The 13,492-nt window shown below is 71.0% G+C and carries 13 protein-coding genes; 8 read left to right on the top strand and 5 right to left on the bottom strand.

Annotated features, from left to right (window positions below):
- Positions 1-7: 7 nt before the first annotated feature.
- A complete protein-coding gene (locus BJ998_RS07370; RefSeq protein WP_184859673.1) occupies positions 8-910 on the bottom strand; it encodes a LysR family transcriptional regulator in 903 nt (300 codons plus the stop codon).
- 82 nt (positions 911-992) lie between these two features.
- Between BJ998_RS07370 and BJ998_RS07365 the strand changes: the two genes are divergently transcribed.
- Genes BJ998_RS07365 through BJ998_RS07355 form a run of 3 tightly spaced genes read left to right on the top strand, consistent with a single transcriptional unit; the run spans position 993 to position 3,616 of the window.
- Positions 993-2,198 carry an MFS transporter gene (locus tag BJ998_RS07365; RefSeq protein WP_184859671.1) on the top strand — a complete coding sequence of 402 codons (1,206 nt, stop codon included), beginning with the start codon at positions 993-995 and terminating at the stop codon, positions 2,196-2,198.
- A gap of 4 nt (positions 2,199-2,202) precedes the next feature.
- Positions 2,203-3,021, top strand: coding sequence for a class I SAM-dependent methyltransferase (locus BJ998_RS07360; RefSeq protein WP_184859669.1), 819 nt, complete (start codon positions 2,203-2,205; stop codon positions 3,019-3,021).
- A gap of 10 nt (positions 3,022-3,031) precedes the next feature.
- Complete coding sequence (locus tag BJ998_RS07355) at positions 3,032-3,616, top strand: nitroreductase family protein (RefSeq protein ID WP_184859667.1); 585 nt, start codon at positions 3,032-3,034, stop codon at positions 3,614-3,616.
- On the opposite strand, the gene BJ998_RS07350 is transcribed toward BJ998_RS07355, so the two are convergent.
- Positions 3,603-5,159: a CocE/NonD family hydrolase gene (locus BJ998_RS07350; protein ID WP_184859665.1), complete on the bottom strand. Its 1,557-nt coding sequence runs from the start codon at positions 5,157-5,159 to the stop codon at positions 3,603-3,605. The genes BJ998_RS07355 and BJ998_RS07350 overlap by 14 nt on opposite strands.
- A gap of 63 nt (positions 5,160-5,222) precedes the next feature.
- Here BJ998_RS07350 and BJ998_RS07345 point away from each other — a divergent pair, with 63 nt between their 5' ends.
- The 3 genes from BJ998_RS07345 (at position 5,223) to BJ998_RS07335 (ending at position 7,717) form a co-directional block, all read left to right on the top strand.
- Complete coding sequence (locus BJ998_RS07345; RefSeq protein WP_184859663.1) at positions 5,223-5,747, top strand: GNAT family N-acetyltransferase; 525 nt, start codon at positions 5,223-5,225, stop codon at positions 5,745-5,747.
- Positions 5,744-6,724 (top strand): GNAT family N-acetyltransferase, encoded by a 981-nt coding sequence (locus tag BJ998_RS07340; protein ID WP_184859661.1) that lies wholly within the window; start codon positions 5,744-5,746, stop codon positions 6,722-6,724. Before BJ998_RS07345 ends, BJ998_RS07340 begins: the two co-directional genes overlap by 4 nt.
- 201 nt (positions 6,725-6,925) lie before the next feature.
- Entirely contained in the window at positions 6,926-7,717 is a 792-nt protein-coding gene (locus BJ998_RS07335; RefSeq protein ID WP_184859659.1) for a sugar phosphate isomerase/epimerase family protein, read from the top strand.
- Here BJ998_RS07335 and BJ998_RS07330 read toward each other — a convergent pair.
- Complete coding sequence (locus tag BJ998_RS07330; protein WP_184859658.1) at positions 7,712-8,497, bottom strand: helix-turn-helix transcriptional regulator; 786 nt, start codon at positions 8,495-8,497, stop codon at positions 7,712-7,714. The genes BJ998_RS07335 and BJ998_RS07330 overlap by 6 nt on opposite strands.
- 102 nt (positions 8,498-8,599) lie before the next feature.
- Positions 8,600-9,442, bottom strand: coding sequence for an NAD(P)-dependent oxidoreductase (locus BJ998_RS07325; RefSeq protein ID WP_184859656.1), 843 nt, complete (start codon positions 9,440-9,442; stop codon positions 8,600-8,602).
- A 7-nt stretch (positions 9,443-9,449) separates the two neighbouring features.
- Between BJ998_RS07325 and BJ998_RS07320 the strand changes: the two genes are divergently transcribed.
- Both BJ998_RS07320 and BJ998_RS07315 read left to right on the top strand, forming a co-directional pair.
- Positions 9,450-10,334 carry a LysR family transcriptional regulator gene (locus BJ998_RS07320; protein WP_221337911.1) on the top strand — a complete coding sequence of 295 codons (885 nt, stop codon included), beginning with the start codon at positions 9,450-9,452 and terminating at the stop codon, positions 10,332-10,334.
- Positions 10,335-10,388: 54 nt separating this feature from the next.
- Complete coding sequence (locus BJ998_RS07315) at positions 10,389-12,020, top strand: flavin monoamine oxidase family protein (RefSeq protein WP_184859652.1); 1,632 nt, start codon at positions 10,389-10,391, stop codon at positions 12,018-12,020.
- 52 nt (positions 12,021-12,072) lie between these two features.
- Here BJ998_RS07315 and aspS read toward each other — a convergent pair whose 3' ends face one another.
- The gene (gene aspS, locus BJ998_RS07310) at positions 12,073-13,311 is read right to left on the bottom strand and encodes an aspartate--tRNA(Asn) ligase (protein WP_184859650.1); all 1,239 of its coding nucleotides are present in this window, start codon (positions 13,309-13,311) and stop codon (positions 12,073-12,075) included.
- Positions 13,312-13,492: the final 181 nt, after the last annotated feature.

Genomic DNA, 13,492 nt, shown 5'->3' with positions numbered 1-13,492 from the left:
GGAAACGCTATTCGCCGTCGCCGCCGGCCGTCAACATGACTTCGACCAGTCCCAGCAGTGTGCTCAACGCCCGGCTGGGCCGGTGGTCGGCCAGCCACACCAGCGTCACCAGCCACTCCACCGACGCGTCCAGCAGTTCGATCCGCACCAGGTCGGGCGCGCGGACGATCTCCAGGTCCGGCACGACGGCGATGCCCAGCCCGGCGCGCACGTAGTCCGGCACGAGCCGTAGGTCGGAGACCTCGGCCACCACCCGTCGGGGCTTGCCGACCGCCTCGAAGGCCCGCTCGACCGCGATCCGGTTGCCGAAACCCCTTGGCGTGTCGACAAAATCCTCGCCGGCCAGGTCGGTGATCGTCACGGCGGCCCGGGCGGCGAGCCGGTGCTCGGCCGGCACCAGCACGACGTAGGAGTGGTGGCTCAGCCGGCGGGCCCGCAGCCCGGCCAGCTCCGAGGGCGGCAGCCCCAACAGCGCGGCGTCGAGCCGGCCGGCGCGGACGTCCTCGGCCAGGCCGGTCGAGCCGGTGGTCGACATCGTCAGGTGCAGGTCGACCAGCGGATACCGGCGGTGGAACGCGCCGAGCAGGCCGGGCAGGTCGAGGGAGCCGACGCTGATCATGGTGCCGATGCGCAGGCTGCCCCGCAGCCCGGCGCCGGCCTCCTGCACGACGGCCTTCGCGCGATCCAGCTGCGCGAGGGCGGCCTTCGCCTCGGGGAGGAACGCCGCGCCGGCCGGGGTGAGCGCAACGGCGCGGGTCGACCGGTCGAACAGGGTCGTGCGCAGGTCCGACTCCAGCGACTTGACACCGGCCGACACGGTCGACTGCACCGCCTGCAGCCGCTGCGCGGCGCGGGTGAAGCTCAGCTCCTCGGCGACCGCGACGAAGTACTCCAGCTGACGCGTCTCCATCTCGTGATTATCGCATCGGGTCGATAACTGTCACCAGCATCTTTCGTTGGACTCGATGCTCACGGCGTCGCAGGCTGGAGCCATGACTTCCACGCTGATGGTCGCTCGCCCGGTGCGGCGGCTGGGCCATGGCGGCGGCTTCTGGGTGGTGGCCGCCGCGTTCGCACTGTCGCTCGCGCTGTCCACCCTGCCGACCCCGCTCTACCGGCTCTACCAGCAACGCGACGGCTTCCCCACGGTTGTGGTCACCATGGTGTTCGCCGCGTACGCGATCGGCGTCGTGACCAGCATGTACCTGATCGGGCACGTCAGCGACTGGCTCGGCCGGCGGCGCATGGTGCTGGCCGCGACGCTGGCCGAGGCCTTCGCCGCCCTGGTGTTCCTGACCTGGCCCGAGGTGCCGGGACTGATCATCGCCCGGTTCGTCTGCGGCGTCGGCATCGGCGCTCTGACCGCCACCGCCACCGCGCACCTCGCCGAGCTGCGGGCCGTGTCCCATCCCGGCCGTGACGCCGGCCTGCTCTCCGCCATGGTCAACATGGGCGGTCTCGGCCTCGGGCCGCTGGTCGGCGGGCTGCTGGCCAGCTACGTGACGGATCCGCTGACCGTGCCGTACGCGATCTTCCTGGTGTTGCTCGTGGTGGCGGCCGCCGCCGTGTGGCTGGTGCCGGAGACCGTGGAGCGCAACGAAGGCCGCCCTCGCTACCGTCCGCAGCACTTGTCGCTCCCTCGCTCCGCCCGTCCCGCCTTCTGGGGCGCCGCCGCCGTCGGGTTCGCCGGCTACATGCTCAGCGGCCTGTTCCTCTCCCTCGCGCCCACCCTGCTCCAGCACTCCCTGCACGAGGCTTCTCTGCTGGTCGGCGGCCTCGTCGCCATGTCCGTCTTCGCCGCGGCCGCACTGGCCCAGGTGCTCTTCGCCGCCGTGCCGCTGCGCCGTCAGTTGCTCGTCGGCCTCGGCGCCATGGCCGTGTCGCTGCTCGTCGTCCCCGCCAGCGTTCTCGCTGGCAGCGCCCTGCTGTTCGCCTCCGGCGTCGTTGTCGGCGGCGTCGGCCTGGGCCTCACCTTCCGTGCCGCCGTCGGCACCGTCGCCCGTCTCGCCCCGCCCGACCTCCGCGGCGAGGTCCTCGCCGGCGTGTTCCTGGCCGCCTACCTCGGTCTCGCGTTGCCGGTGCTGGTGGTCGGCGTCGCCCTGACCGTGCTGTCCAGCCTCGTCGTGCTGGTGCTGTTCAGCGTCGTGCAGCTGGCGATGCTGATCTGGGCCGGTCGAAGGCTGGCCATGGCATCGTGAGGGCGTGACTGCTGCCCACGCGCTGAGCCAGTACCGGAGCACCGACAAGCTCGCCGCCCGGATCGCCCTGCACGGCTACGGCACGGATCCGCAGCCCTGGCACGACTGGGTCCGCGAACGTCTGCCGCTGCGCTCGGGCCAGCGCGTGCTGGAAGTCGGCGCCGGCACCGGAGCGCTCTGGCCTTTCGTTCCGGAGATCGACCTCGTGCCGACGGACTTCTCCGCCGCGATGTGCACCGCCTTGCGGGGCAAGGGATTCGCGCCGGCCCGGTGCAGCGCCGACGCCCTGCCCTTCCCCGCCGGAACGTTCGACGGCGCCATCGCCTGCCACATGCTCTATCACGTCGACGAGCCGGCCCACGCCGTCGCCGAGCTGCGGAGAGTGCTGCGTCCCGGCGGTTGGCTCGTCGCGACCACCAACGGCGGCGGCCACATGGCGGAGCTGTGGGAGATCGCCACGAAGGTCGACCTGCCGATGTCGTTCCCGGAGGCCGCCGCCCTCTCGTTCCGGGCCGAGAACGCGAACGCCTTGCTGAGCGGCGGTTTCGACGACATCGACATGATCCGCTACGAGGACGAGCTCGTCGTGCCGACCGCCGAGCCGGTGGTGGCGTACCTGGCCAGCTGCGTGGACCGCGATCTGACCGACGAGGAGTTGTCCGCGCTGCACCACGAGGTCGCCGGGCGCGGGGTTGTCCGTATCCGCAAGCATTCGGTGCTGATCACTGCCCGTTCGGGGCAAGGGAAAGGGGCGTCACCGGACGAACGTCTTGGCGGCGGTGCGCGCCGTCGGCATGCTGAAGGCGCCTGGCCCCGCTCGTGAGGAGACGCCCGTGGACTTCGCCGATGTGCTCCGCGCCCGCCGGATGGTGCGCAGCTACCGCCCCGACCCGGTGCCCGAGGACGTGCTGCGCCGGGTCGTGAAGGTGGTGCACCGCGCGCCCAGCGCCGGGTTCAGCCAGGGGCACCGGCTGATCGTGATCACCGACCCGGGGCTCCGGCGCAAGGTCGCCGACCTGGCCGAGCCGGTGTACCTGGAGGCCGGCATGGAGCCGTGGATCTCGGTCGCCCCGGTGCTGGTGGTCGTCGGCGTGCGCGAGGACTCCTACCACGAGCGCTACCAGCAACCCGACAAGCTCGACGAGAACGGCAACGAGATCGGCTGGCCGGTGCCGTTCTGGTGGTTCGACAGCGGCAGCCTGCTGGCGATGCTGCAGCTGGCCGCGGCCAACGAGGGCCTGGCCACCGGCTTCTTCGGCCCGCACGCGGAGGGGTTGGCGGAGGTCGTCGGCCTGCCCGAGGACGTCGGCCTGTCGGGGATCATGACGCTGGGCTACTCCGACGACGACCCGAAGGTGCCGGTGGCGCGCCTGGCCGCCCGGCGGAAGCCGTTGGAGGAACTGGTCACGTGGAAGTGACGCGGTCGATCACCGGCAACGAGAGCCGACTCGGCCGGGCCGCCCCGAAGTGCACCGTGTTCTCCGCGACCACCACATCCGCCGCACCAGCGGCCGCGACCACCCCACCGGTGTTGGGATTCCGGTCGTAGCGCGGGAAGTTGCTGCTGGCCACCTCCAACCGGATCCGGTGGCCGGGCAGGAACACGTTCGACGTCACGGAAAGGTCCAGGGTCAGCTCGTACACCCGGCCCGGCGTCAGCAGTTCCGGCGCGGACAGTGAATGCCGGTACCGGGCACGAAGCATGCCCTCGCACAGGTTGATCGCGGTGCCGTCGGGGTGCACGTCGACGAGCTTGCCCATGAAATCCGTGTCGACAGCGGAACTGGACACGAACAGCGTCAACGACACGTGCCCGGTGACCTCCAGCGGATCGGTCAGCGGCGGGCCGGTGAAGCACAGCACGTCCTCGCGCGCTTCGACGGGCCGCTGGTCGCGCGGGCCGGCGTCGGCGGCGAGGGTGTTGCCGCCGATGGTGGGCACGGGGTCCAGCGGGTCGTATCGGTACGTCAGCGAGCCGGACGACAGCACAGTGCCGGAAAGCGTTCCGTCGCCGAGGAAGTAGTCCATCCGCCGGGTGTCGGGTAACGGCCACGCCTGCTCGTCACGCCACTGGTCGATCCCCATCACGAAGATCCGCACCGGCGCGGAGTCGTCCGGCTTGCCGCGCAGCCACTGGTCGAAGAACCGCAGGTGCGCGTCGGTGAGGTTGGCGCTGCGGTAATCGGTGCTCAGGTGCGTCCACGGCCCGATGACCAGACGCTCGTTGTGGCCGCGAACGGTCTCGTTGACGAAGACGTCGTACCAGCCGCCGACGCTCAACGCGGGCGCCTTCGCCGCCGGGGCGAGCCGCTGCCAGTAGCCGTCGTGCTCGGGGTGGTCGAAAACCGTGTCCAGCCAAGGGAAATGCTTCGCCAGCACGGGGTGGTCACGGGTCGGCAGCGTGTCGTACTGCTGCCGCATGATCTCCGGCAGGTCGGCGACCGCGCCGGCTTTGAGCGCCTCGCCGGCGGCGTTGGCGGTGATCCACGTGAGCACGGTGTGCAGTGACATCGCGCCGCCGGGGGAGTACCACGGGGCCAGGTAGAAGTCGGCGGTGGCGAACGTCGGGGCCACTGCCTGCAACAACTCCGCCGACTGCCACTGCACCGCGCCCTGGTACGACGCGCCGAAGCCGCCGATGTTGCCGTCACACCAAGGCTGTTCGCGCAGCCAGGCGATCGTGTCCGCGCTGTCGGCGGCCTCCGTCTCGTGCGGGACGTGCACGCCCTCGGAGCGGGCGGTGCCCCGGCAGCACTGGATCACCACCGCGTAGCCGGCCTCCAGCAGGGCGAACAGGTTCGGCCGGTTGCCGCCGTAGCTGGCGATGTCGTCCTTGCCGTACGGGGTGCGCAGCAACAGAACCGGGGCCGGGCGTTCGTCCGCGGGCCGCCAGACGTTCGTGGCCAGCGCCGTGCCGTCCCTGGTAACGACCCGCACGTCGGTGTCCACGATGAAGCGCATGAGGCCCGATCGTGCAGCATCGTCCGGCCGATGTCGAACCGGTATCTCTGGCATTGTTGCGGTATGAACCCGTTCGCCTCGCCGTTGGTCATCAGCGGGAACGGCCTGCTGCTGCGGGATTTCAGCGACGCCGACCTGCCCGTGATGGTCGACCTGTTCGACGACCCGGATGTGGCGCTGCGCACGCCCATCGCCTCGCCGTTCGACCTGGCCGCCGCGCGGGAGTACCTGGCGACGATGCGCCGGACCCGGGCCGAGGAGAACCGGCTGCACCTGGCCATCACCCGTCCGGGCGAGGACGTGCCGCTGGGCATGGTGTTCCTGCGGCCCGCGCTGTGCATGGTCGGCTACGTCGTGGGCAAGCGGCACCGCCGGCAGGGCATCGCCGTCCGCGCCACCCAGGTGATCACCGAGTTCGCGCTGCGCACCGTCGGGTTGCCGCACGTGCTGCTGGAGATCGAGGCGGAGAACGCCGCCAGCGTGGCCGTGGCCAAGGCGCTCGGGGCCCGGCTCAGCGACGCCGCGCCCGTGGAGGTGCAGTCGAAGGGCCGGTCGCTGCGGCTCGACACGTGGATCATCGAGCCGTGACGCCGGACATCCGGCTCGTCGACGCCTTCGCCGCCGACCTCGACGAGCACCACGAGCTGCACCTGGCGGTTTCCCGGGCCGACTACCCGAACGTCGCGCCGCCGACCCGGGAGACCGTGCTCGCCCGGCTCCGCGATCCCGACGTCGATCTCGGCGAACGCCTGTTCTGGACCGCGCGCGTCGACGGCCGGCTGGCCGGCGCCTTCGCCGCCCAGTTGCCCGTCGACGGCAACGAGCACCTGAGCATGATCCGGCTCGTCGTGCACCCCGAGTTACGCCGCCGTGGCATCGGAACCCAGCTGCTGCGCACTGCCGCTTCCGTATTGCGGCAACGCGGCCGCCTGATCGCCGAGGTCTCGCGCGTCGAGTCCAACTCCCCGGGGGCCCGCTTCGCCGCCGCGCTGGGTTTCCGGACCGTCAACACCTCCGTCTTCCAGCTCCTCGAGTTCGCCGAGGTCGATCCGGCCGTCTGGGACGTCTCCCCGCCTGCGGGCTATCGGCTCGTCCGCTGGATCGGCCGCGCCCCCGACCATCTTGTCGAGTCCTACGCCCGTGCCCGCCGGGCCATCGGCGACGCCCCGCCCGGCGAGTCCGCCTTCCGGACCCCCGACTGGACCGTCGCCCGCGTCCGCCGGCTGGAGGCCGCCTACCTCGAGCACGGCATCGAACGCCGCGTGGTCGCCGCCGTCGCTGACGACCAGGTCGTCGGCCTCACCGAGCTCGACCTCCAGCCCCTCCGCCCCGACCTCGCCGCCCAACGCGACACCGCCGTACTCGCCGCCCACCGCGGCCACGGCCTCGGCCAGGCCATGAAGGCGTCGATGCTGCGCTGGATCACCGCCGACAAGCCCGATGTGCAGCGGGTATGGACCTCCACCGCCGTCGCCAACCAGTACATGGCCGACGTCAACCACCGCCTCGGATTCGCGACCGTGCGGCGGTACTCCGTGGTGAACCGGGAGCTGGCAGGGCTGTGACCCCACGGAACCCGGCCGCTGCCGGTCGGCTGGGGAGGGCGGGTGGGTGAACCGAACTTGTGAACCATCGGCTCGGATTTTCGACCGATCGTCGCCTCTGTCCTGGCCAACCGGGACTGTGACGCGGGGTAGCCGTTGCGCCGACCGGCGGTAGCTGGTACTCCACCGGGTAACCCCTGCCGACTGTGGAGTGGAAGCACCATGCGGCTGTCCGTCATCACCGACGAGATCGCGCCCGACCTGGACACGGCGCTGCGCGAGTGCGAGGCGCTCGGGTTGTCCGCGGTCGAGCTGCGCAGTGTCGGCGGCCGCAACGTGGTGCACCACGAGCAGCAGCGGCTCCGCGAGTTCCGTGACGCGCTGGCGGCCGGCGGCTTCGCCTGCCCGGTGGTGGACACGCCCTTCCTGAAGGCGACGAAGGCGATCTGGGAGCACCTGGACCGCGGCATGGAGATCGCGGACCTGGTCGGCGCGAAGGCGATCCGGGTGTTCTCGGGCCTGCGGGTGGACGACCGCGACTGGTACCTGCCGTGGCTGGCGGACGTGCTGTCGGCGGCGGCCAACCAGGCCCGGGCGGCGGGGTTCACGCTGCTGCTGGAGATCGACGAGGCGTGCATGGTGGCGACGGTGGCGGAGGCGGACGAGCTGCTGGCCAAGATGGCCCCGGGCCTGCTGGGCGTGGTCTGGGACCCGGCCAACGAGGCCCGCTTCCGCAACGCGGAGCCGGACCCGGTGAACTGCGGCAAGGTCGCGGACGCGGTGGCGCACGTGCACGTCAAGGACTACGCGTACGGCGAGGGCTGGGTGAAGCCGGGCAACGGCATCGTGGGCTGGGCGGGCCAGCTGCGCAGCCTCGCGGACGCCGGCTACGAGGACTACCTGTCGATCGAGACGCACTACTCGGCGCCGGTGGGCGGCACGGTGCAGGCGACGCGGGACAGCGTCGAGTCGCTGCGCCGCATCGCGGCCGACAGTGGGATTTCCCTGCTATGACGGGAGAAGCCCGAGCCGCTGGGCCCGCAGCACGGTGGTGAGCCGGTCGGACGTGCCGAGCTTGCGGTAGATGTTCTCCAGATGCTTGTGCACGGTTCGCGGTGACGCGCCGAGCCGGTTGGCGATGCCGCCGGCGGTTAGCCCGGACGCCAGCAGCGACAGCACGGTGATCTCGCGGTTGGTCAGCTTCAGCTCGGCGGCCCGGTCGACGCCGTCAACGGCCTTGTCCTGCCAGCGTTTCAGCTGCCGCACGTGCCCGTCCACCCGACGCAGCAACGGTTGCAGCCGGCGCACGAACGCCCGTTCCCGGTCGGTGAAGTCCGCGCCGGCGCGGCCGAGCACGAAACCCCGGTTGGCGCCGGACATCTCGTGCAGCGGCAGCGCGATGTGCCTTGTCGCGCCGGAGGTCCCGCGCAGCGCGCTGAACGTCTCCGTCGACCGCCACGTCCGGTCGTCGAGCAGGTCGCTGACGGTCCGCGGCTCGCCGTCGCCGGTCTCGGCGTAGTGCCGCACCAGCGGATGCAGTGGCATCCGGGCGTGCTCGGCGGCGTCGGGTGGCAGCACGCCGCGGTACCACGGCGTCCACACCTCGACCTCGTCCAGCACGATCACGCGGCTCACGAACCGGTGGCTGCGGGACAGCACGCACGTCGTGCCGTGCAATGATCGGACCAATTCGTCGGCGACGAGCGACCACGTCCGGTCCACGTTGCGACTGTCCATCACCGCAACGGCCAGGTCGAGCATGCGTTCGTAGTCGCGCGACGCCAGTTCCGCCACGTCACCCCCGCAGTTTCCGCTGGTCGCGGGGCACAGTACACGGCGGCGCGCCCGGGTTCGCGCCGCGCCCGTCCGTCTCGACGCGACGGCAGCCGATCGGGTTCAGCGCAGCTGCTCGACTACCTTGCCCAGGTCCTGCTCCGCGTCGGCCAGCGAGGTCAGCCGCTCGTGCACGGTGCGAGCCAGCGGCAGGTCCTCGGATGCCGTCGCGAGCGCGACATCCTTGGCGGCCAAGCGGATCGGGTAGTACACGCCCTCCGCGAACGCCCGCGCCGCGACGCCGGCGAGCGGGCTGTTGTTCAGGGCGGCGTTGACCAGATCCTCGGGCAGTCCGTAGGCGGCGGCGAGTTTCACCGCCTCCGCGATCTCGGTGACACCGACGATGACGGCGGTGATGACGACGATCTTCAACGCCGAGCCCGTGCCCGGTCCGCCGCAGCGGGTGACGCGGCCGAACTGGTCGAGGATCGCTTGCACCGGCGTCGGATCGCCGCCGACGAGCAGCGCGAGCTCACCGGAAGCGGCACGGTCGACGCTGCCCAGCACCGGGGCGTCGATCGCGGTGACGCCTTCCGGGAGCTTGGCCACGATGTCGGCGAAGGACTGCGGACCGATGGAGGACATGTCGATCAGGTAGGTGCCTTCGCGCAGCGCCGGGAGCATCGCGTCGACGACCGCGTGCACCGCGTCCGGATCGGCCAGCATCGTCACGACGACGTCGGCGTCCCGCACGGCCTCGGCCGGTGTGGAGGCGACCTTGGCGCCGTCCGACGCAAGCAGGTCCGCCTTCGCGGCGGTCCGGTTCCACACGGTCAGCTCGTAGCCGGCGGCGAGCAGGCGACGGGCCATCGGCAAGCCCATGGAGCCCAGCCCGAGAAACGCGATCTTGTTCATGGCCTCGACGCTACGGCCGTCCACGCGATGCCACCAGCGAATGTCTAGCATGGCTGACATGCCTGACGCGCATGAATTGTCGAGCGGTTTGCTCCGGGTTTTCGTCGAGGTCGCCCGGCTCGGTTCGTTCACGGCGGCGGGAAACCGGCTCGGCTACACCCAGTCGGCGATCTCCCGCCAGATCTCCGCGCTGGAGGACGAGGCCGGCACGCCGCTGTTCGACCGGCTGCCGCGCGGCGTCCGGCCGACCGAGCCGGGCCGCCGGCTGCTGCTGCACGCCGAGGCGGTGCTGGACCGGCTGGAGGCGGCTCGCCGCGAACTGGCCGACCTGCGCGAGCTGGCGACCGGCCGGCTGCGCGTCGGAGCATTCGCCACAGCCGACGCCTCCTTGGTGCCGAAGGCGATCGCCGCCTTCCGGGCGGCCTACCCGGCGGTCACGGTGACGCTGACCGAGGGCTACACGCCGGGACTGGCCGACCGGCTGCGGGACGGCGAGCTGGACGTCGCGATCCTGTCCGGCGACGGCCCGTTCGACGGCCTCGACCTGCGCAAACTCCGCGACGACACGATGCTCGTCGCGCTGCCGGCCGGGCACCGGCTGGCCCGTCGGCGGCGGGTGCGGCTGGTCGACCTGGCCGACGAGGAGTGGATCGCCGGCAGCGACCGTCCGGAGGAGACGCTGATCAGGTCGTGCCTGGCGCACGGGTTTCGGCCGCGGATCGGCTTCGTGGCCCGGGACTGGCTGGCCAAGCAGGGCTTCGTCGCGGCCGGCGTGGGCATCACGCTGATCCCGTCCATCGCGGCCGAGTCGGTGCGGCCGGACATCTGCCTGGTTCAGCTGCATCCCGACGAGGTTCCGGTGCGCGCCGTGCACGCTGCGACGTCCGCCGGGGTGGCGCTGTCACCTGCGACTCGCGCATTCCTGGACATCATTGACGACTGATTTCGTTGCAAGAAGTCGTTGACAGTACTGATTCGGTTGGTGTTTGCTCCCGGCATGCCGCGTACGGAGATGTTCCGGTTCCTGCGTCGAGTCGCCACCGACCATGCCGCCGCCGAGCGGCTGGGCCTGCCGGTGGCCGAGTTCTGCGAGGCGCGGGCGGCGCGGGCCGCCGGCACGATGAAGCGCCGAGACGTGCTCAAGATCTTCGGCGCTGGAGCGGCCGTGCTCGGAGCGGCGAGCGTGTTACGCGCACCGAAGGCGGCCGCCGCGCCGCGTGGTGACACCAAGGCGCGCATTGCTGTCATCGGCGCCGGCATCGCCGGCCTGAACGCGGCGCTGACGCTGGCCGACGCCGGCGTGCGCTGCACCGTCTACGAGGCCGGCGACCGCGTCGGCGGCCGGATGTTCTCCGAGCGCGACTACTGGGGCGGCCAGGTCACCGAGTACGGCGGCGAGTTGATCGACACCGACCACACCGTGATCCGGAACCTGTGCAAGCGGTTCGGCATCGGCCTGACCGACATCCGCGCCGCGGAACCCGCTGGCAGCAACGACGTGCTGTACTACGAGGGCCGCTACCGGTCGCACGCGGAGTTCGTCGCCGAGTTCCAGCCCGTGTACAAGGCGCTGAAGGCCGACATCGACAAGGCCGGCGAGGATGCGCCGACCTGGGACTCCGCCACGCCTTTCGGGATGGAGCTGAGCCGGATGAGCGTGCAGGAGTGGATCGCCACCCGGGTGCCCGGCGGCTACTCGACGTGGATCGGCCGGTTCCTCGACGACGCCTACGTGGTCGAGTACGGCCGGGATTCCGGCCAGCAGACCGCGATCAACCTGGCGTACATGATGATCGACCAGGATGACCTGGCCGAGCCGTCGATCTGGGGTGCGTCCGACGAGCGCTATCACATCACCGGCGGCAACCAAACCCTGCCCGAGGCGATCGCCGCCGCGTTAGCCGCCGGCACCGTGCAGCACGGGCACCGGCTGGAAGCCTTGGTGCGCAACGGAGACGGCAGTCAGACCCTGCACTTCGACACCGGCGCCGTACGGGTCGACCACACCATCCTGACCGTGCCGCTCGGTGTGTTGAAGCGGCTCGACCTGAGCCGGGCCGGCTTCGATCCCCGGATGCGCGGCGCGATCTCGTTGCTGCAGATGGGTTTCTGCTCCAAGCTGCACATGCAGTTCTCGTCACGCCCCTGGGTCGGCCGCGGCCCTTGGCCCGGCGTCGCCAACGGGATCAGCTTCTCCGACTCCGGGTACCAGCAGGTGTGGGACGCCACCGCCGGGCAGCCCGGCCGGTCGGGCATCGCCATCCAGTACGGCGGCGGCAGCGGCGCGCTGAGCTTCCAGCCCTCGAGGCCTTTCTCCACCGCCTTCTCGTCCTACGTGCGGTCGTCCGTGCGGCAGAAGATGGCGCAGTTCGACGCTGTCGTTCCCGGCATTGGTGGCGCCTATGCCGGCAAGGCCACCTTGGCCGCGTGGCACCGCAACCCCTACAGCTACGGCGCCTACAGCTGCTATCCCGTCGACTACTGCCACCGCTTCGCTGGTTATGAGGCGCAGCGCCAGGGCAACATCCACCTCGCCGGCGAGCACACGTCGGTGGATTCGCAGGGATATATGAACGGCGGCGCGGAATCCGGCGCCCGCGCCGCCGCCGAGCTGCTGACGATGCTCTGAACCCCCGCGAGTCACGCTCTCCGGCACACCGAATGTAGTTTTCGGGCAGTTCTCAGGGCGTCAGCCGATGGAGGTCCCGTGGGAACAGCGTGGTCTGCCGGATGTTGGCCACCTCCAACAACCTCGCCGTCCAGCGCTCCAACCCGATGGCGAAACCGCCATGCGGCGGCATGCCGTGGGCGAACACGTCCAGGTAGCTCTGGTACGCCTCCGGCGACTCGCCACGCTCGGCAAGCGCGGCGAGGTAGTCGGCGTGCCGGTGCAGCCGCTGCCCGCCGGTGACGAGCTCCAGACCCCGGAACAGCAGGTCGAAACTGTTGCTGTATCGGGGGTTGCCGGGCTCGGGGTGGGTGTAGAACGGTCGCTTCGCCATGGGATATCCGGTCACGAAAAGGAACTCCGACCCGTGCTCCCGCCGGGCCCACTCCGACAGGAAGCGCTCGTCGGCCGGGGCCAGGTCGATCTCGTCCCTGCCGCCCAACAACTTCTGGGCCTCGGCGAAGTGGATGGACGGAATCTCCACGGGCACCTCGGGCCCGGGAACACGACCGGCGACAGCCTCGACCATGCCGGCGATGGCATGCCGCAGCACGGCCATCACGTCCCGGTGGTCGGCGATGAACCCGATCTCGGCGTCCAGGCTGGTGTACTGGGCCAGGTGTCGAGCGGTGTCGTGCGGCTCGGCCCGGAACACCGGCCCCACCTCGTACACCCGCTCGAACACGCCGACCATGGCCTGCTTGAAGAACTGCGGCGACTGGGCGAGAAACGCCCGCCGGCCGAAGTAGTCGATGCCGAACACGTTCGCACCGGACTCGGTGGCCGAGGCGACGATCTTCGGCGTGTGGATCTCGGTGCAGCCGATCCCGTCCAACGCACGGCGAAACCCGGCGACCGAGGCCGCGGCGATCTCGAACCGGGCCCGCAGGGCGGGATGTCGCAACGCCACCGGGGCATGGTCCAGAATGGTCGGCAGGGTGGCGGAAACCGTGGGCCGGTAGAGGTCGAAAGGCGGCGGCACAACGGCTTCGCCCAGCACGGTCACGACCGGCGACGTCAGCTCGGCCCCGCCGGGCGCCTTCGGGTTGGCGGTGACCAGGCCGGTCACCTCGACGACGGTCTCCTCGGCCGGCGCGGGCCCGGAGGTGACCACCTGGGCCAGCCCGGAGCGGTCGCGCACGACCACGAACGTCACGGATTTCAGCTCACGGCCACGGTGCACCCAGCCGGCGACGCGCACGCGTTCACCGATGTGGGCGGCCAGTTCCGCGGCCAGTACTCGGGCGATCATCGCCACTCCAGTGGTCGAGTCGACCCCTTGGGAGTGCGGGCGAGAAGGGAAACTCGCGGTGCCACCGCACTTTCGTCCCCTGACGGGAACCTCGTTCTGGCCCGGTGACGGGGGCCGGCCGGCGGGGCATTGGGCCGAAGAGCCGTTCCTCCCCGCACTCGGGAGGGTCTTCACCGTGGGG

The organism is Kutzneria kofuensis, assembly GCF_014203355.1.
GTDB classification, from domain to species: domain Bacteria; phylum Actinomycetota; class Actinomycetes; order Mycobacteriales; family Pseudonocardiaceae; genus Kutzneria; species Kutzneria kofuensis.
The sequence above is the reverse complement of the archived record's forward strand: the minus strand, read 5'-3'. Positions and strand labels throughout refer to the sequence as shown.